This is a genomic window from Blautia hominis (genome assembly GCA_002270465.1).
Lineage (GTDB): Bacteria > Bacillota > Clostridia > Lachnospirales > Lachnospiraceae > Blautia > Blautia hominis.
In genome coordinates, this window is the sequence record NQOF01000005.1 from 146,111 (window position 1) to 165,087 (window position 18,977).

An 18,977-nucleotide genomic window follows, 5' to 3' on the forward strand; every position below is an offset into this window, starting at 1 on the left:
CCTCCTTTGTGGAATTTTATTTAAAAACTGTGTCTTTACAGTTTTTAATCGCCTCCTATCAACCCACCAGTACCATTTTCTCTTTATTGAACTGAACCTTAACAGCTTCCTGTACCTGAGCAAATGCTTGATCCGGATGAATTTCACACTCGAGAGTAATACCGCTTGCAAGTTTGACTTTATACCTGACGGCAGACCCCAGGAAATTCCGTTCCTCCACTACTGCATCAAACAAATTTCCGGCAGTGGCATGGACAGGCAGAATATTTATATTCTCGGGCCGAACCAAAATAAATCGTTTATCACCCACATGGATCTCGGAAGGAGAGATACAATGGACTGATATACCGTTATGGAGCATAACCTCCACATGCCCCTCTGAAATTTTTTCTACCACGCCTTCAAGGAGATTTGCATGACCGATAAAATCTGCCACAAACTTAGTTTTCGGCATACTGTAAAGTTCTGTGGGGGAGGCAAGCTGCTCAATCCTGCCTTTATTCATCACTGCAATCCAGTCTGAGATCGTCAGCGCTTCCTCCTGGTCATGAGTAACGTAAATAGCTGTAATATTTAATTGTTTCAAGAGACTGCGGATCTCAATTCTGGTCTGAACCCTTAGTTTCGCGTCCAGATTGGAAAGAGGCTCATCAAACAGCATGATTTTAGGTTCCACAACCATTGCCCTGGCCAACGATACCCTCTGCTGCTGCCCTCCGGATAACTGTCTCGGAAACCGGTCCTCCACTCCTTCAAGCTGTACAACGGATAGTACCTCCTCTGCTTTTTTCTTCAAAATCTTTTTGTCCTTAACCCCCCTGTTCTTCAGGCCATATACTACATTGTCGTAGACACTCATATGGGGAAATAAGGCGTAATTCTGAAAGACCATTGCAATGTCCCGTTTGTACGGCGGTTTTTCCGTGATTTTTTCTCCAGCCAGAAATACATCTCCCTCTGTAGGGGTCAACAGGCCTGCGATCATCCGTAAAGTCGTTGTCTTTCCGCAACCGCTTGGCCCCAGCAGGGAAAGAATATCACCCTTTTGTATCTGGATATTGATCTTGTCCACTGCCCGGAATCCTTTATACTCTTTTACAAGCTCTTTCAGTTCCAATTGACTGCTCATTTTATCCCTCCTTCATTGGATTATATATGTATATATTTATGTATAGTCCAAATTATAAATGATGTTTATTTTTCTTCTGACCAATCCGTTCGTATTTCCTTTGATGGTTTTGATTATAGTCACGCCATATAGATTTGTCAATGCTTTTTTCGTATTTTAGGGAAATTATTTATTTATTATCCAACTATTACTTATTAAATGTTGTTTTTTTAGTTTATTCAAACATGATTTTTTTGCTTTATTGATATATACAAATCTATTTTATTTTATATTTCTATTGTTTTATAAAATATATTGTGATATAATACCCACAAAAGTTATACATATATACATATTGTAAAAATTTGTATAGTTCTATGAAAGGAGACAATCTTATGAAAAAAATCATCAATGATCCATTTGACTTTGTTGATGAGTCAATGGGGGGAATCCTTGCTGCCCATTGTAATCTTCTGAAAACTGCAAAAGGGAACGTAAGGGCAGTCATCCGCGCTGATGCGCCTGTGTCCGGAAAAGTAGCTGTAGTCACAGGCGGTGGTTTTGGGCACCTTCCTGTTTTTCTGGGGTATGTGGGAAAGGGTATGGCTGACGGCTGCTCTGTAGGCAATGTTTTCTCCTCTCCCACTTCCTCACAGATGAAGCAGGTAACAAAGGCAGTGGACGGCGGAAAAGGGGTATTGTATCTTTACGGAAGATATCAGGGAGATATGATGAACTTTGATATGGCTGCTGAAGATTGTACTGAGGAAGGTATACAGGTAGAGTCCGTTTTAGTTACCGATGATGTCGCTTCTGCCCCCCGCGATGAATGGCAGAAGAGACGAGGGGTTGCCGGTCTGTTTTTCGCCTATAAAATAGCCGGGGCTAAAGCAGAAACAGGGGCTGATCTGTCATCTGTCAAGGCTGCTGCTCAAAAGGCGGTGTCCAATATGAGAAGCATGGGTGTAGCCCTTGGTTCCTGTACCCTCCCCACAGTGGGCAAACCTACTTTTTCGGTTTCAGAAGACGAAATGGAGATTGGAATGGGCATCCATGGTGAAGCAGGCGTAAAGCGCTGCAAACTCCAAAATGCGGACAAAATAGCCGCAGATCTGATCGACTATGTGGCAAATGACCTCCCCTTTTGTAAAGGGGACGAGGTTGCTGTACTGGTGAACAGCTTAGGAGGCACCCCACTGGAGGAGCTCTATATACTCTATGGGAAAATTGATCAGTTGCTCTCTGAAAAAGGCATCCACATCTATCGTCCTTACGTGGGACGATATGCATGCTCAATGGAAATGCCCGGTGCTTCTCTGACTTTAATGAAATTGGACGAGGAACTAAAGGATCTATTGGATGCACCTGCCACGACACCTTTTTTTACACAGCTTTGAAAGGAGATACCTATGAAAAATGAGTTATTTACAGAAGATATCCGCCAGATGATGCTCCGTCTCAGTGACCATATGATTTCTGCCGAAGCAATGCTGACAAATCTGGATTCCGCGATTGGCGATGGTGATTTAGGCATGACCATGGTAATAGGATTCACTGAGATTAAGCAAAGGATAATAGGTCAGAATTTTGCATCCATTTCTCAGCTCCTCCTATCCTGTGCCGATGCCTTTGCAGAAAAAGCCGCCTCAACATTCGCAACCCTTTTCATCTCAATGCTGAAAGCGGCAGGAAAACAGGCAGAAGCTTTCACCTGCATTGACACTTCAAAAGCCTCGCAATTATTTGACGCGGCTGTCACCGGTGTACAAAAAAGAGGGCACGCACAAATTGGTGACAAAACCCTTCTTGATGCCCTCATTCCCGCTGCTGACTCTCTTCGACGTTCATCAGAGCTGGGGCTGCTCCTGCCGGAGGCCGCCATTCTGGCACAGGAAGCCGCTAAAGCAGGAGCTGAAAACACCATAAATATGAAAGCTAAAACAGGCCGTTCCGGATATCTGGGAGAAAGGACCATTGGACAAAAGGACCCCGGCGCCGCAGCTATTGTTTTGGTCCTCCAATCCTTTACGTCATATATCGTGTAAGCAGCACATAATACAGAGGGGTTCCGTTTATGCGGAACCTTTCCTGAAAACGGAGGTAAACATATGAAACAGGTTTCTTCAGAGAGTATGGGAACCCGGCCTTTGCTGCCGCTTATTATAACACTGTCATCTCCCATTATGCTCTCTTTACTGGTGCAGTCCCTTTATAATATCATCGACAGTGTATATATATCCCGATATAACAGCAATGGCCTCACAGCATTATCTCTGGCGTTCCCTGTGCAGACCCTGATCACCGCCGCAGCTTCAGGAACCGGTGCTGGCACAAATATAATAATTGCAAAAGCTTTAGGTGCAAATGACAAAAATAATGCCTCCTCCACTGCATTTAACGGGTTTGTTTTGTCATTGATTAATTGGAGTTTTTTTGTTATAATAGGCATACTGATTTTAAAACCATATTTTTCCATTTTTACAGCCAACACAGAAGTGGCTTCCCTGGGGCTTAAATATTTAAGCATTATACTTCTCTTCTCAATTGCCCCATTCACTGAAAACGTTGCTGTCAGAATTCTGCAGGCAACAGGCAACACGGTTCTTCCTATGATCTTTCAATCAACTGCTGCCCTGCTGAATCTGATATTAGACCCAATTTTTATATGGGGATTCGGATTCATCCCTGCAATGGGAATTTCTGGGGCTGCAATTGCAACTGTACTGTCGCAGTTTCTCTCAGCAACTCTGGCAGTGATTACAGTCTTTTTCAAACAGACTGTTCTTACTGTGTCGTTCCGTATTCCCAGTTTTAATCTGATAAAGGAAATCTTTATCACAGGGCTTCCTTCTGTATTGGGTATGGCTCTGGTCTCAGCTTATATTTCAGGGCTTAATGCTGTACTTACGCGTTTTTCTGAGGACGCTGTCTCTTCCCTGGGCATCTATTATAAGCTGCAGACCTTTCTGCTCATTCCCACTTACGGATTAAACCAGGGTGTAACTCCCATCATGGGATTCAATTACGGAGCCAAAAAATACAGACGCATGTGGAATACTTTATGGTACAGCCTTATTATATCAACCGCCACGCTAATTGCAGGAACCTTGTGCTTCTGTCTGTTCACTCGTGAAATACTGCTTTTCTTTCACGCATCAGACAGTCTTCTGCATACAGGAATACCTGCCCTGAGAATAATAAGTACAAGCTTTCCATTTTTTGGTCTGACAATTTTAATGCCCACCTTATTCCAAAGCACTGGCTATATTCGGCAGAATATTATCATAACCCTGCTCCGTGAAGTTGTTCTGCTGGTGCCGATCGCCTGGGCATTTTCCCATTTAGGCTTGACCTACACATGGTTAACATTTCCTATATCAGAAAGTATTGCAGCTTTTATATCCTGCTATTATACTTATATATTGTTCCGGGGACCACTAACTTACCGGGGTCTGTCCCCCGAATAAAATATGCTGACTTTCAACAAGAAAGCGCGGATTGAAACAATACATTGAAGTGGAGGATTTTTCTTGAAATCAACAGATATCGTCATCGATAAAACTTCTGACCAGCCCATCTATCAGCAGATAGCGGACAGAATCACACAGTCGGTGCAAAAGGGGTTTTTAAATCCCGGGGACAGGCTCCCGACCAGCCAGGACTTTTTTGATACTTACGGTATTGCGAGAGGAACCGTGAAACATGCATACAATATCCTTGAAAAGAACGGAATTGTCACTGTTATTCAGGGCAAAGGTTCTTTTATCAGGGAAAAAGACGCCCCTGTACAGACCATAGATGCAGTAGACCAGTATCTGGACGAACTGCTCGCATTGGGTTTTTCTCTGGATGAAATTGAAGGACTTGTGAGCAAAAGATTAAAAGCTCTTCAAGATGAACAAAATGTGTTTAAAATAGCTGCCATGGAAAGCTGCCCGGAAATACTGGATTGTCTGATAACAGATTTAGAGCAGTTTCCAAATACAAAGGTTTTTCCTTTTCTGGTAAACGACATGGGGGGAAAGCATACATTTTCCATTCAGGATTACGATTTGATCGTGATTATGGAAAAAAACATTCCGCTTTTCCTCGGAACGGAACTGGAACACGAGGAAAAAAATAAAATACTGCCTATTTCCACAATCCTGTCACCCGGCACACTGAAACTGCTGGCCAAAATAGTTCCCGGAGAACCCACCGGGATTTTATGTCAGAGCAAACGCTTTGCCGGGATTTTAAAATGGGAACTTTCTTCACTGAATGCCATGCTGTCTCCCAAGGAAGTTCTGTTATACAGCACCGGAACAGCAGACAACCTGCACTCATTTTTAAAAGACAAGCGCCATTTGCTTATATCATCAAACTTTTCACGAAACTGCAGCCCGGAACAGGAAAAAATCCTCCAGGCTTATGAGTCCAGCGGCGGGGAAGTTCTACCCGTCCACTATACCATCGACAGTGGATCCGCACTCTATATAGAAGAGTTTATAAGAAACTATCACTTTTCAAATTATAATACTTCACGTTGAAGGGGAGTATCATTATGAATATCATCATAGATAAAAACAGTTCTGTTCCGTCCTATTTACAGATAGCAGAACAGATCAAAGAAAAAATTAGCAGCCGCGAATTATCTCCCGGTGACAGGCTTCCCACAGAGCGGGAGTTATCCGAGGCAGTCCATATTTCAAGAGGCACGATAAAAAGAGCCTATGACGAACTGGGAGATGTGGGGATTCTGGAAAGGATCCAGGGAAGCGGTACTTTTGTAGCCCAGCTGCAGGATCTGTCCATTTTAGGCAACAGCGACAAAGCAGCCCGAGTAATTGATAAAATGATCACCACTCTCTCCCGAATGCATCTATCCTATAATGAAATGGAGGACCTGATCAATTCCAAACTTCAATGGAAACGCCAGGAATCCCGAAATATCCGGGTGGCTGTTGTAGATTGTAATATGGAGACATTGAGCCTCATCAGCAGCCAGCTATACAATATTTCCGACGTGGATGTCACGGAATTGATACTGAGTGATATTGTAAAATGCCCACAGAAGCTGACCTACGGTTATGATCTAATACTTACAACTAAAAATCATTATCTTCAGGTCATCGACCTTGTCCCCAGGTTAGCAAGTCATGTCATGAAAGTTGCGATCGTCCCCTCACAAAAGGTCCAGTATGAGCTGGCCGGCATACATGAAAATATGTCTGTGGGCATCTGGTGCATGAGCCAGGAATTCGCCAGTGCTGTCTATGACAACACCATGACTCTTGGCCAGGGAACTCCAAGAATTGATTTTCAGCTAGACAATGCACCCTGCTCTCTGTCTGATTTTCTGAAAGGGAAGGATGTGCTGATCTTACCGTACGATTATTTAAGCGGGAGCAAGTCTGACGAGCTGGAGGTTATCCAAAAATTTATGCAAAGCGGAAAACAAGTTATCTTTTTTGAGTACCACATAGATCAGGGTTCCCTGATTCATATCACACATGAACTGGAACTATGCCGGGAGAACAGAAGGCCCGTGTCATTAAAAGGTATATAGATCTTGATCTGAGAGGGCGGCTGCCTGCGGCCGCCTTTTTTATCTGCACCTACATATCTATTTAGGGCATCCTATGCATTTTGTTCCGTAAATTTTTCACTTCTTATCTTCGCAACATTCATCATTATTTTTCCCGTTTCCGGCAACACTATAATTAAATTCATTGAAATACTGGAGGTTATCGAATGAAATTATGTAAACTTATCCCCATATCCCTTGCCACTCTTATCCTCATGACCGGATGCGGTTCCGGAAAATCCAATACGGAAGATTACCTGAAAGAAGAAAATGCCATTATGGATAAAATGATGGATGAAATGGACCGTGCCCAGAATACCGGCAGTGCGGAGCTTGATTTTCTGAACGGCATGATCCCCCATCATCAGTCAGCTGTAGATATGTCCAAAAGTTATCTGGAATATGCCGGAAAAGATGGTGAATTCAAAGGTCTGGCAGAGAATATAATCAGTGCCCAGAATACGGAAATTGATCAGATGAACACTATGATAGAACGTTTTCAGAAAGTGGAAAACCCGGATACCGAAAAAGAAGCTGCCTATTTGGAGGATTATCGTACCATGATGGATAACCATCACAGTTCCCACACCGGGGCAGAAACCTCCGACCTGGAGACAGCCTTTGCACAGGGCATGTCCATGCATCATCAGATGGCAGTGGATATGGCAGAGATAATCCTTAAATATACAGATGATGAGGAGCTTACAGCATTTGCTGACAACATCATCACACAGCAGAAAAAAGAAATTGAAGAAATGCAGTCTTATCTGGATGATAACACGGACAACGGGAGCCATAAACATTAGAATATTCCGGTAACTTACGTGCTGCCACACCGGAAATGATCCACAGAAAAAAGATATCTGCCCGGATTCCCTAAACCGGGCAGATATCTTTAATTTTCTCTATCTTTTCTCTCTCTTAAATCTCACCCCTGAAAAAATCACCAAAAGGGCACCTATACCAACCGCCATCGGCAGAAAAAGATTAGTCTCATCACCAGTCTTCGCATTTTCTGCCGTTGTTGTCCTCTTCTTCTCCGCACCTACTGTATTCTTTGCCGTATTTGAAGTATTTTTAACTGTTTTAGGTGGTTCCTTATCCGATTTGGAAGGTTTGTCTGTCTGATTTCCTCCTTGCGGGGTATCCGGGGGATCATCATTATCCCCGGGAGCCTCACCCGGATCTTCACCCGGTCCGTCCGGCGGCAATGGGTCTGCCTCTTCTTTCATGTAGATGGTTCCTGTTCCGTTCTCTGCTTCCACCATAGCCCCGTCTGATGCCAGTTCCTCCACTTTTATTTCTATATCTGTGCTGCCTCCTGGCTGCAGCCCTGTATTTTGAAAAGTCATATCCAGAAGGCCGCCTTCCGGAGCAAACGCCTCCGCGGATGCAAATACCAATACGATTTCCCCCTCCGGCTTGTTACCGTTTACCGAATCATTGATCTGCACCATAGCCCCGGACAGAGCAGAGCCCTTCACAGCACTTTCCAGGCTTAACACGGAAGGATCATAGGTAATCCTCAGTTTCCCGTTTGTCACGTCCCCTGCCCCTGTGATCTGGCAGGACGCCGACGCTTTTGAAGCTCCCGCCTCAATCTCCGGGGTCCGGACTTCTGCGATTGTTCCTTCCGCATATACAGGAATCACTGTACTCAGCACCAGAAGCAGTGCAGCAGCTATAGAAGACAGTTTTCTTACTTTTTTCATCTCTTATCCTTTCTCTGGTACTGCCGTTTCATTTAAAATGAGCTGATCAGTTCCGCTGCAAATTTCTGGATCAGGACAGCATCCGCGGTATCCACGTCTCCATCTCTGTTCACATCTGCTGCGTCCCGGTCCATATCCTCCAGGTTCAACAGTTCTGCGCTCAGTTTCAGCACAAGGGTTGTATCACTGGTATCCACATTCTTGTCATTGTTTACATCACCCAGGATCCTGACTTCCACAAGCTGCTCGGTCAGTAATCTGGCTGCCTCATTTACTTCTTCTCCGGTAGCATCCATGTCTTCATATACAGGTCTCACCGCATCCACTGCCTCCTGCAGTCCCTCAAGAGAAGAAGCAGTATATTTCCCGGGGCTTTTGAGGATTTTATCTGCCATATTCCACACAGATTCCAGGGCTGACTTATCACCTCTGAGCTGCAGACCGCAGATTGCCTCCGCCACTGCCTCATAGTGGGCAGAAACCTCCTGCTGTGTGCGGTCACCGTTGGCGATCACACCCTCCGCCTCTGCAATGATATCCTGAAGTGTTTTCACTGTATCACTTGTATATTTTTCCGGGTCTTCTAAAATGTATTTGGCCAGATTTACAATGCTCTCAAGTCTGTCCGCGCTAACCATATCTTTCAGTTCCATCAGGGCGTATATGAGCTTTTCGGCCGCATCATTCACATCCTCCTGGGTAGCGCTCTTATCATCCAGAACGCCATTCAAAAATCTCAGGGCATTTCTCAGATTTTCAATCCCTTCCGGACGGTATATGGAAGTATCATTTTCCAATATGGATGCAGCTTCCTGCGCCACAGCCTCTGCCACAACCGTGTTTACTCCGGGAACAAGACATCCCCATTTCAGGATCAATTCTTTATATGCCTCATCCACATCCTGCTGAGATGCATCCGGGTTGTCCAAAACGCCCTTAGCATGATCCAGTGCATCTGCGAAATCCTTCCAGCTATCCGTGGTGTATCCATCCGGAGCAAGTTCTGCCTTCTGCTCTACTGCTGCCCGTAAAGCTTTTACGGATACCAGGGCATCTTTTGCGTCGTTCAGAGCTTTGACAGCCTCCGTCACATCCTCCTGTGCTGCCTCCGGATCTTCAGCCACACTTTCTGCTGTCTCTTTTACCTGCATAAGGGCCACATAGCTGCTCTGGGTATAATCTTCCGGTTTCAGGGTTCCCACTTCTTCCAGAAGGCTGTTTAATTCCTCTTTCTCTACCGGTTTATCCGGCTCTTCTGCTGGAATATATCCAACTCTGATATTGTCCATGCGGCACCATGTTCCGCTTTCCATATCACCGTAGAATCCGATCGTCAGAGTGTTGTCTGTCACTTCTGCCTCAAGGCCCATCATTTCATATACCTTATCTTTATTGGTCGGAATATCTTCCTTCGCAATGATTTCTCCTGAACCGTTCTTTGCATACAGATAGAAATCATCCGTCTCCTTAACGCCTGCATTAAACATCACATTGACGTAGTAGGTTCCGTTTGGAATGTCATGCAGTGTCTGATAGGTATGTCCAAGGTATGCGGAGGCCCTGTAGTAAGCTAAGGTACCCTTTCCTTCATATATCTCATTTGCCCTTGTAGTGATATAGCATCCATAAGGGGAATAGGTATACTCATTCACCCATCCAACAGAAAGTGCCTGCTCAAAATCTCCGTTCACAATCTCTGTCTGTTCGGGGATCACCAGATCAACCGTCTCCTCCGCACCTTTTGTCACCTGAACATTCTGCTTTACTGCGCTCACCGGGGCATCTGAGGATGCGACCACCTGATAAACCCCGCCCGTTATATTTTCAAGACGGAATGTTCCGTCCGCTTCTGTCTCGAGCTGATATCTTGTCATATCGTCCTTTGTATTGCAGCCTCTCAGCGCGATCTTTGCCTGGCCTACCGGATTCCCGTTAAGGTCTGTTACCTTACCGGTCAGAGTACCTGCATTTATTTCCATAACCACATCAACTGCGTTTGCTGTCTCTCCTTTTTTCACCTCAACAGGAACAGGCCCCTGTTCTGCGTAACCTTTTTTCTCAAAGTACAGTTCATAAGTACCTGCTTCAATGGTACGGAACGTATAGTTTCCATCTTCATCCGTAGTCTGGTCAAATTCAGAGTTGTCATTTTTCAAAGTTACTTTCACGCCCGACAGAGCATTGCCGCTTTCACTCGTAACCTTACCTGCAACATTTCCGGTGTTGATGGCAAGTGTAAACTGAATACCCTCTGTCGTTTGATTCGGAAGTATCGTGACTTTCTGAGGCTCCTCCTGCAGTGCATACCCGTCGCATGAAGCAGACATCAAATAAGTTCCCGGTTTCAGCATATTTACGGAAAAACTCTGTTCCTCCTCCGTTATGGGGATCTGACAGGTATATACATCGGTTCCGTCTTCCCTTACCGCGTGTATGGAAGCATTTTTGCCCACAGCATCCGAATGGATGGTACCGGAAACTGCTCCGCGCTCCGCTGCGGTATCTGTCTTTACAAATGTAATATCATCTATGTAGCAGGCTGCTTTTGCCTTGCCGTCAGCCAGGAATCCCACTTCCACGGCACCCCCGGATACAGGAACATTTTCCAGCGTGACCTGTTTCCAATCCTCTTCCATATCGGAGATATCACAGGCAAATGTCATGCTTTCGCTCTTTGCATACATCTGCAGCGCATCAAAATCACCGCTGCCTTTTACATATGCTGTCATATTGTATTCACCGTCAGGCAGTTCCACATAGGGGGTTGTCTTGATCTCCTGGGAGATACTGCCTGCAAAATCCACAGTATCCGTAAGCGCAAGCCCATATTTTCCCGTCACTACATTGCCACTGTTTTTAATGGGGGATCCGCCCTTTTCCACCGTGTTCTTCCATCCTGCCAGGGATGTTGCCGACACTCGGTCCGCATCAAAGCTTCCGTTCTTAACGTAATTATTATCCTCTGCAGCATTCCACTCTCCTGTTGCCATATCCATATTCCAGGAACTTAAAGAGTTAAAATACGGTACATCACCCTCAAAGGACAATGGGCACCATTGGTTATAGCCTAATCCGTTATTTGCAAAATCAGACCAGCGGTCTCCGCAGAAAAGGACCGTATCCTGGGTGCTGCCCTGGACCGTGTAGAAAAATCCTGTCTGTGTTACATGGCAGAAATCATCACTGCATCCCGGCATCAACTGCATATTGGTTTCCACGCCCTTTTGTTCCAGATATTCCGGTTCCAGGCTGTCTAAAACCATATAGTAAGCATGGGACGCGTTCCAGCCATACAGATCTGATGCACAGATATAGTATTTTCCGTTATATTTAAACATGCAGTTGCCTTCCCGACCGGCTCCCTGGAATACCTGGTAAGGCTCACCTATTTCTATCTGCCCTTCCGCATTTTCCCTGATCTCTGACAGGAAGATCCTGTTCCGTCCCCTGCCGAAAGAGTACACCAGGTAATCTTTCCCTGTATCTTCATCTGTAAATACTGTCTGGTCGCCCGTATTGGAGGTTCCCCCTGTATAGGATGCCATGTTGATTCTCTGGTCCCACTTAAACTGGCCTGTAGGACTGTCTGATTTGAGAAGAAGAACCTGTTTTGTGACCCCGTCCTTAGAGGTATCCCCTCCCGCACTGTCAATGGTATCTCCAGGGTCTGCAAACTCATGCTGGATCGCCATAACATAGGTTCCGCTCTCCTCCATATAAGCCACGCCCATTCTGCCCAGCCAAGTTGCCGGATTGCCGTTGGTCTGTTCTATGCCGCTCACTTCAGACTCTGTCAGCACGTTGCCCTCAAACTTCCAGTTTGTCAGATCATCCGAGGTATAACATGTGACTGCTTCAAATGTGGTTGCACTGTAGCTTTTGGTGGGATTTTTATAAAAAGCTTCCGCTTCTTTGTACTTAACCCCATACCAGTAATAAGTATCTTTTCCTGTCTCCGGATTTGCAAATTTGAAAATTCCGCCACCCTGGGAATAAATCGGATTTCCGTCAACATCATGCCAGAATACATTGTTTTTTATATTCTGTGACTGGGCCTGCACAGTCTGTGGCGCAGCCGCCCCTAATCCAAATGTCACGGCAAAGGCCATGATCCCGCAAAGCAATAAACTTTTTTTCATTCTTTTCCTCCTATATCATTATATATTACACTACATTACTACACCGCCTCCGTAATACCTTCCGCCAAACTCTTCTGCAGGCAGAAAAACACCCGTTGGAATGGTTTAGATCAATACACCCTGCATCGGCATTCCTTTCTTTTTGTTACTCATGCAAGTCCTCCTTATTCTATCGCTATATACAAAATTTGCTGCTGCCTTTACTCAGCAGCAGCAAACCCCTCAATGGAATATTTTGTTCTTCTCAGCCTCCCATATTGAACTCTACAGTCGCCTGGGCATTTTCTATCTCAGCGTCCATGTCCGCATTCTGCTGTGTAATGTTAGAAAGGGCAACACCAATAGCATCTCGTGCATCATAGTAAAACGGTCCCGTAATGTTTGACGGTGTCTTGGTGGCAAAATCTACAATCTTCGCGTATACTGCGTCGTTCCCGAAGAACGCAACATCCTGGTTATAAATATCAGATTCCGCTGCCGGCGCCCATGTGGAAAGAGCTCCCTTGCTGATCAAATCGTCATACAGTTCTGTGCTTCCGGCAAATGTGGATTTAAAGAAATCTTTTGCCAGATCCTGATTTTTACAGTTGGAGGTGATGACCCAGGAAGATCCGCCGCTGTTTGAATAATTAGTTGCACCCTCAGATTTGTCCAGTTTCGGCATATCTGTAATCGCCCACTTACCTGTCTGGTCCTCTTTTCCTGTTACAGTCGCCATGATCCAGCAACCGTTCATAGCTCCTGCAACGGTTCCGTTATTGATAGACGCAACATACTGATCCCAGTCTGTCACTTCCACAAGCGTCCCGTCTTTTACCATCTGTGTATAGATCTCCATGCATTCTTTCAATGCGTCATTGCCTACAATATTGATCGAACCGTCCTCGTTAAACATGGAGGCACCGCAAGACTGGAGCATCATCATGATCTGGTCCGGGGAGCCGGCCTGTGCGGTTATCATGGGCTGTCCTGCCTTTTCTTTTACCACTTTGGCTTTTTCCATAAATTCAGACCAGGAAATATCTGTGAAATCATCAATGGTAAATCCTGCCTGCTCCAGATAGTCTGTGCGCAGACAGTTGATCACAGCACCGTTGTCAAAGGGTACACCCAGGTTTTTGCCGTCTACTGTGGAGTATGCTGCCTTTGCACTTGAGAACTGTGTAAAATCAATTCCTGAATCCGAAAGGTCTGTAAATACATCCGGATAATTGGTGGCATATTTCTGGAAAGAATTATCCTGCATCAGAAAGATATCAGGCAGTGTACTCAGATTCCCCGCTGAAACGGCTGTAGTAACCTTTGTCTCAATATCATCAGACTGCATCTCCGTAACTTTAACCTGGAATCCCGGATGGTCCTTTGCATAAAGTTCCGCTGCCTTTTCAATGGCATAGATATTGAAATTAGGGTCCCAGCACCATGCAGTCAGGGTATTGTCATCCCCTGATGCGGCTTCCGCGTTATCTTTTTCTGTACCTGCATCCTCTTTTGTCTCTGTTCCTGCGTCTCCTTTTGTCTCTGTACTTCCGTCACTTCCACCGCAGGCTGCCAGTGAAAATACCATTGCGGAAGCCAGGAATACTGCTACTACTTTTCTTCTCATAACTTAACCTCTCAATCCTGATTACTGTTTACGTGTTACATGTTTGCGCGCATTTTGAAGATTATATTGATTCAGCCGGATATTACTGCCCACAGTTTGCTTAAACCACAGCTTTGGTTCAGTGACAGCTGAACTTCTTCCGATTTTATGTAAACTAAATTCTACTGGTAATTTCTGTTTTTCTCTGTTATAATTGGTCTCAATTTATCTTCCCCCTAACCGGGACAAGCCTAAAAAGGAGGCCTTTATGAAAATCTCACTGCTTCAAACTATCTCTGCAGACCATATGGAACTGGAGGAATATTGTATGAACAATGGCACCATGTCCGTCCATGTCCTCTCCTACGGCTGCGCTTTGACCGGCATCTATGTGCCAGATAAAAAAGCAGGAAAAAAAGTCAACATTCTGTTATCCTTTGACGATCTTACATCCTATCTGCGCAATCCTCTGTACTGCGGCGCTGCCCTGGGACCCAATGCGGGCCGTATTTCAGGCGGATCCCTGGACATTGACGGCAGACATTACCAATTATCCCAAAACGATGGTGTCAATCACATCCACGGCGGCTTTCACAATCTTTCTTTTCAGAACGCCGTTTTGGTCAGCAGGGAAACCGACAAGGAATCTGCAGCGCTTACCTTTCAGGCCGTGCTTCCCCATGGTCTGGACGGCTATCCCGGCAGCCGGTGTATTCATATTACCTACCGGCTGTTCTCTGACAACCGTCTGACCGTCAGTTTCCGTGCATCCAGTGACCGGGAGACTTATCTCAATCTGTCCAGCCATGCTTACTTTAATCTGTCCGGGGATTTTACCAAAAATGTCCATAGTCACAGGCTGTTTGTCCGAGGAAACGCGTTTGCAGAAAATGCCGAAACACATATACCTATGGGAATATCCCATACCGCCGGAACACCCTTTGATTTTTCCACCCCGGTCTCCATACAGGAAAACATGGACAGATACCCGCAGAATATGCAGATACAGAGAGCCAGAGGATTGAACCATGCCTTTTTGTTAAACAAAGAACACAACCCCTCCGAGCCATCCCTGGTACTGGAAGATCATCCATCCGGACGAAGCCTGAAGCTCTATACGGATACCCCTTCCATCGTGGTCTATTCGGGAGGCTTTATTGAAAATACTTATAAGATCAATGGGGGATGCCTCTCATCCCCGCACTGTGCCATAGCCCTGGAGCCGCAGGATATCCCTGATACTCCAAACTGCGGCCTGGCCCCCGTGCATATCCTAAAGCCCGGTGCGCTCTATCTAAGAACTTTCACCTATGCCTTTTCTTTTTAAAATCATAACTGTTCAGTACCCTAACAGTTACAGGCAAAAATCCATGCAGAATCGCCTTTAGCGATGGGATTTTTAGTTACTTAAAATCTATCTTATCTCGTCCCTTGCAGATACGGCACTCAGTTCACAGGCTGTGCCGTTCTGCATTTCGGGCCATTTTTCCAGAAACCTTTTATGGCCTTCATGCAGTGCGTAGATTTTCACCAAAAGTCTTTCAGGAAAATCAAAATACCGCAGGCTTACTTCTGCCGGCTCCCCGGTATAGTAATGATCATTGAGCATCTCATCTCCCTGATATATTTCAAGCTTATCTCCTCCATATGCAAATGTGAGGATGCAATCCAGTATATCTTCCGCATACTGTATCTCTATTTCATACGTCCCGGTTTCTTCATCCTCAGAGATTAAACGGAATTTTGCAGCGGTCTTACCGCTTTCCTTTTTTCTCTCATAAACAGTGAAGGCACCATCCCTGCCGCATCTGGCAAAACCGGGAATTCCAGATGATATGTCTGGATAACATTTTATCTCTGTATGCGGTGCCCCGGTTACTTTTATCTCCCCATCCTCTTCCCACACATAATTATCGGAGAGTATCAGATAGTCTCTGTCCAGTGTGATCTTCCATGCGTTCAGAGCATCAGCTCTGGAAAGATGCAGCGTCAATGCCGCGTCTTCCCCCTTCCAACAGTAAAACGGCTCATAGTCACCGTAAAATACATAGCAAGTCTCCGAACCTTCCAATCTACAGAGAGGTGTTGCGGCTGCCGAGACCAGTTCCCTGTCCCCCAGTTTCATGTGATAAGGAAAAAATCCATAAGCTCCGGAAGGTATGTCCATTTCATGAAATTCCACCGTGTCTCTGCACCTTCCTGTAAGCTTTACCCCTCTGTGGGTATCCATGGTCCTTTTTCTCTGATAGTTATTAAAAAATACATATCCGTGCTCGTCATCATGTCTCCATGAAGTCCTGAGAGAATGGGTATCCTCAGGGCTGACATCCGCAGGCACTATCTCCTCCGGAAGTTTCGCCATATCATCCCCAAAATCAGCCAGAAACATGGCAAGCAGCTTGATCTCTTTATATGTCTCCGATATCTGTCCATATTGGCGGATCGGGGCAAAAAAATCGTAATTTATTACAGGCACGTTGTTGGGATACCCACTCTCTTTGCTCTCCTGCAGAGTAGAAAGCTTTCCTTTCGGGTTGCTCCCCCCATGATACATATAATAACCGAGCATAGCCACACCGGAGCCAAGCTTTGCAAGAGACATGGCACCGATATCCGTTCCCGTAGGCACAGGTCTTCTGTGTTCCGTGGGCTGCAGACCGCCGCCCAGCTCTGCCGTCAGATAAGGAAAATCCTCCGGGGAAAATGTCAGCTCAGCGCTCACGTGATGGTCATTGGCTACCAGGGCATCATTCCTTTTTCCGCTGAAAACGTAATTCTCATTTGCCTCTATCTCCGTAAGCCGTGGATCCCAGGGCGCTTCACAGTAGCCTGCCATGACCGGCAGCATACCGCCGGTCACAGCGCCGCCCCACCCGGTAGCCGTATAAAACGGCACCCGGAAGCCTGTTTTTTCAGCCAGCCCTTTCAATGTCCTCATGTGCTGTTCCCCTGCTTCACCGGAAGATCCACCCACATGTCCATACTCGTTTTCAATCTGTATGCCGATCACGGGACCGCCGTCTTCGTACATCTGTCCCCTGACCTGCTCATAGATCTGTTTCCAGAACCGCTCTACATAGGCCAGATATCTCTCGTCATCGCACCTGAGCGTGAATCCCTTCTGCATCAGCCAGTCCGGAAAACCACCGTTTCTCACCTCACCATGACACCAGGGTCCAATACGGAGAAACAATTTCATATGGATTTTCCGGCAGAGTTCCACAAATTTCTTCAGATTCCGGCACCCTTCAAAGACAAAGGTCCCTTCCTCCTCCTCATGATGTATCCAGAAAACATATGTGGCTGCTACGGTAATTCCGCCTGCTTTCATTTTCCGCAGGGATTCCTCCCAGAACTCCTCCCGTAAGCGGCTGTAATGGATCTCACCCATTACCGGAAACCATGGATTTTCGTCTTTTATCAGATAATTCTTGTTATATGTATATCCCATATAAAATCCCATCCTTCTATCCTCAGGTATACTCCGGAGCACTTGCTGCACTACAGATACTTTAGCCTGCACTGTATACAGGGCAATCCTTTTCCGTTTTGACCGCCGAGGTTTTATGTTGGCTATAGGTAACTATTCAGTAGGCCTGCGCATTCACTGCGCTGATTGTAAGAATGTGTACCACGGCCAAGGAAAAATCCCATCACCAAAGGCGATTCTGCATGGATTTTTGCCTGTAACTGTGAGGGTACTGAACCGTTACGGTTATAGTATATACGGTAATGCCCATGGGTAAAATGCTGTATTCTGCTATTTGATGGACTATTTTCCATTTACAAAGCAAAAAACCGAATTTTGCTGCACTCCTGCAGTCAAAATCCGGCATTTTTACATGGACCTTACTCCTTGTAATGAAAAAATTCGCTGTTTTTGTACTCCTTTGGGGATATTCCCACTACTTTTTTGAAAATCCTTGAAAAATAATACTGGTCCTGATACCCAAGCTGCTGCGCCACTTCATAAATATAGAGGTTTGTGGAACGCAGAAGTTTGCAGGCCTCCTTCATTTTGAGGCTGATATAAAAATCCATAGGCGCGTGCCGGGTATATTTCCGGAATATTACATTCAGATAGCTTTTAGACAACTCAAATTCCTCTGCGATCTGCTGAAGGGTCAGCTCCTCATGCAGATGTTTGTACATATAACGCACCACATTGGTCACATGGCGGTTCTGCTCCAGCGTGGTGTGGTGCTTTTCCCTGTTATACGTCTCAGCCAGGATCAGGGAGAGGACCTGGGATATGTAGATAAAATTTCCAAGGGTATAGTTCCCGTCCAGCACGCGGAACAGCAGCTCAAACAAAAACATCATACGGTTGGTGGCGTTATCCGAATTGAATGTCACTGTTTTGCACTCTTCAAGCGGAAAATACTTTACATCCTCCCCTTTAAAATGGACCCACAAAATACTCCAGGGGTCATCCTCGCAGGCATAGTATCTGTGGCCGCAGTATCTGGGTATGCAGAAGGCTTCATTCTCATGTATCATATACTTTCTGTTATTTACATATACGATTCCGCTTCCCGCTGTGCAGTAAATGAAAATGTATTCCTCAATCCCATCCCTTCTTTCTCTGTAATGATGCGTTGCACAGGGAAAAAAACCCACATCTGTCAGGAACAGCCTCCGTACAAGGGGATGCTCCACATAATCCTGAAATGCCTCTGTGGGAAGCACCACCATGCGCTCCCCCTTAAATCCGTCTCTTTTTCTTTCTTCCGTAATTTCCTGTTCAAATATATTCATGAAAATATAGTATCACACCAGTGTAATATTGTCCATGAATAGCCAGAATATGATATTCCTATTCTGTGAGCAGGATAGTAAAATGATTGCAGAACAAATGGAACGGCGG

13 protein-coding genes are annotated in these 18,977 nt (G+C 45.5%); 7 read left to right on the forward strand and 6 right to left on the reverse strand.

The genetic code is table 11. The annotated features are described in order from the left end of the window. Positions 1-58: 58 nt before the first annotated feature. Positions 59-1,129: an ABC transporter ATP-binding protein gene (locus CI595_RS17140; RefSeq protein WP_095174858.1), complete on the reverse strand. Its 1,071-nt coding sequence runs from the start codon at positions 1,127-1,129 to the stop codon at positions 59-61. 374 nt (positions 1,130-1,503) lie between these two features. Between CI595_RS17140 and CI595_RS17145 the strand changes: the two genes are divergently transcribed. The 6 genes from CI595_RS17145 to CI595_RS17170 all read left to right on the forward strand — a co-directional run bounded on the left by CI595_RS17145 (position 1,504) and on the right by CI595_RS17170 (position 7,480). Next, on the forward strand, positions 1,504-2,505 hold the full coding sequence (locus tag CI595_RS17145) for a dihydroxyacetone kinase subunit DhaK (protein WP_095174859.1): 1,002 nt from the start codon (positions 1,504-1,506) through the stop codon (positions 2,503-2,505). A gap of 12 nt (positions 2,506-2,517) precedes the next feature. Further along, positions 2,518-3,153, forward strand: coding sequence for a dihydroxyacetone kinase subunit DhaL (gene dhaL, locus CI595_RS17150; RefSeq protein WP_095174860.1), 636 nt, complete (start codon positions 2,518-2,520; stop codon positions 3,151-3,153). A 138-nt stretch (positions 3,154-3,291) separates the two neighbouring features. Beyond that, positions 3,292-4,575: an MATE family efflux transporter gene (locus CI595_RS27385; protein ID WP_408608206.1), complete on the forward strand. Its 1,284-nt coding sequence runs from the start codon at positions 3,292-3,294 to the stop codon at positions 4,573-4,575. A 63-nt stretch (positions 4,576-4,638) separates the two neighbouring features. After that, positions 4,639-5,637, forward strand: a complete 999-nt coding sequence (locus CI595_RS17160) for a GntR family transcriptional regulator (protein ID WP_095174862.1) — start codon at positions 4,639-4,641, stop codon at positions 5,635-5,637. Between the two features lie 14 nt (positions 5,638-5,651). Further along, positions 5,652-6,656, forward strand: a complete 1,005-nt coding sequence (locus CI595_RS17165; protein ID WP_095174863.1) for a GntR family transcriptional regulator — start codon at positions 5,652-5,654, stop codon at positions 6,654-6,656. A gap of 185 nt (positions 6,657-6,841) precedes the next feature. Then, entirely contained in the window at positions 6,842-7,480 is a 639-nt protein-coding gene (locus CI595_RS17170; RefSeq protein WP_095174864.1) for a DUF305 domain-containing protein, read from the forward strand. 99 nt (positions 7,481-7,579) lie between these two features. Here CI595_RS17170 and CI595_RS17175 read toward each other — a convergent pair whose 3' ends face one another. The 3 genes from CI595_RS17175 to CI595_RS17185 all read right to left on the reverse strand — a co-directional run bounded on the left by CI595_RS17175 (position 7,580) and on the right by CI595_RS17185 (position 14,131). Then, complete coding sequence (locus CI595_RS17175) at positions 7,580-8,386, reverse strand: hypothetical protein (protein WP_095174865.1); 807 nt, start codon at positions 8,384-8,386, stop codon at positions 7,580-7,582. Positions 8,387-8,418: 32 nt separating this feature from the next. Further along, positions 8,419-12,525: a carboxypeptidase regulatory-like domain-containing protein gene (locus CI595_RS17180; protein WP_095174866.1), complete on the reverse strand. Its 4,107-nt coding sequence runs from the start codon at positions 12,523-12,525 to the stop codon at positions 8,419-8,421. A 244-nt stretch (positions 12,526-12,769) separates the two neighbouring features. Then, positions 12,770-14,131: an ABC transporter substrate-binding protein gene (locus CI595_RS17185; RefSeq protein ID WP_095174867.1), complete on the reverse strand. Its 1,362-nt coding sequence runs from the start codon at positions 14,129-14,131 to the stop codon at positions 12,770-12,772. 247 nt (positions 14,132-14,378) lie between these two features. Here CI595_RS17185 and CI595_RS17190 point away from each other — a divergent pair, with 247 nt between their 5' ends. Then, positions 14,379-15,437: an aldose epimerase family protein gene (locus tag CI595_RS17190; RefSeq protein ID WP_095174868.1), complete on the forward strand. Its 1,059-nt coding sequence runs from the start codon at positions 14,379-14,381 to the stop codon at positions 15,435-15,437. An 87-nt stretch (positions 15,438-15,524) separates the two neighbouring features. Here CI595_RS17190 and CI595_RS17195 read toward each other — a convergent pair whose 3' ends face one another. Both CI595_RS17195 and CI595_RS17200 read right to left on the reverse strand, forming a co-directional pair. Further along, positions 15,525-17,561, reverse strand: coding sequence for a beta-galactosidase (locus tag CI595_RS17195; protein ID WP_095175065.1), 2,037 nt, complete (start codon positions 17,559-17,561; stop codon positions 15,525-15,527). A gap of 398 nt (positions 17,562-17,959) precedes the next feature. After that, positions 17,960-18,868, reverse strand: a complete 909-nt coding sequence (locus CI595_RS17200) for an AraC family transcriptional regulator (RefSeq protein WP_242987018.1) — start codon at positions 18,866-18,868, stop codon at positions 17,960-17,962. Between the last annotated feature and the right edge of the window lie 109 nt (positions 18,869-18,977).

Bases quoted from the DNA above. Each gene is read 5' to 3' on its own strand.
- CI595_RS17140 (WP_095174858.1), bottom strand. From the start codon at position 1,129: ATGAGCAGTCAATTGGAACTGAAAGAGCTTGTAAAAGAGTATAAAGGA.
- CI595_RS17145 (WP_095174859.1), top strand. From the start codon at position 1,504: ATGAAAAAAATCATCAATGATCCATTTGACTTTGTTGATGAGTCAATG.
- dhaL (WP_095174860.1), top strand. From the start codon at position 2,518: ATGAAAAATGAGTTATTTACAGAAGATATCCGCCAGATGATGCTCCGT.
- CI595_RS27385 (WP_408608206.1), top strand. From the start codon at position 3,292: ATGCTCTCTTTACTGGTGCAGTCCCTTTATAATATCATCGACAGTGTA.
- CI595_RS17165 (WP_095174863.1), top strand. From the start codon at position 5,652: ATGAATATCATCATAGATAAAAACAGTTCTGTTCCGTCCTATTTACAG.
- CI595_RS17170 (WP_095174864.1), top strand. From the start codon at position 6,842: ATGAAATTATGTAAACTTATCCCCATATCCCTTGCCACTCTTATCCTC.
- CI595_RS17175 (WP_095174865.1), bottom strand. From the start codon at position 8,386: ATGAAAAAAGTAAGAAAACTGTCTTCTATAGCTGCTGCACTGCTTCTG.
- CI595_RS17180 (WP_095174866.1), bottom strand. From the start codon at position 12,525: ATGAAAAAAAGTTTATTGCTTTGCGGGATCATGGCCTTTGCCGTGACA.
- CI595_RS17185 (WP_095174867.1), bottom strand. From the start codon at position 14,131: ATGAGAAGAAAAGTAGTAGCAGTATTCCTGGCTTCCGCAATGGTATTT.
- CI595_RS17190 (WP_095174868.1), top strand. From the start codon at position 14,379: ATGAAAATCTCACTGCTTCAAACTATCTCTGCAGACCATATGGAACTG.
- CI595_RS17195 (WP_095175065.1), bottom strand. From the start codon at position 17,561: ATGGGATATACATATAACAAGAATTATCTGATAAAAGACGAAAATCCA.
- CI595_RS17200 (WP_242987018.1), bottom strand. From the start codon at position 18,868: ATGAATATATTTGAACAGGAAATTACGGAAGAAAGAAAAAGAGACGGA.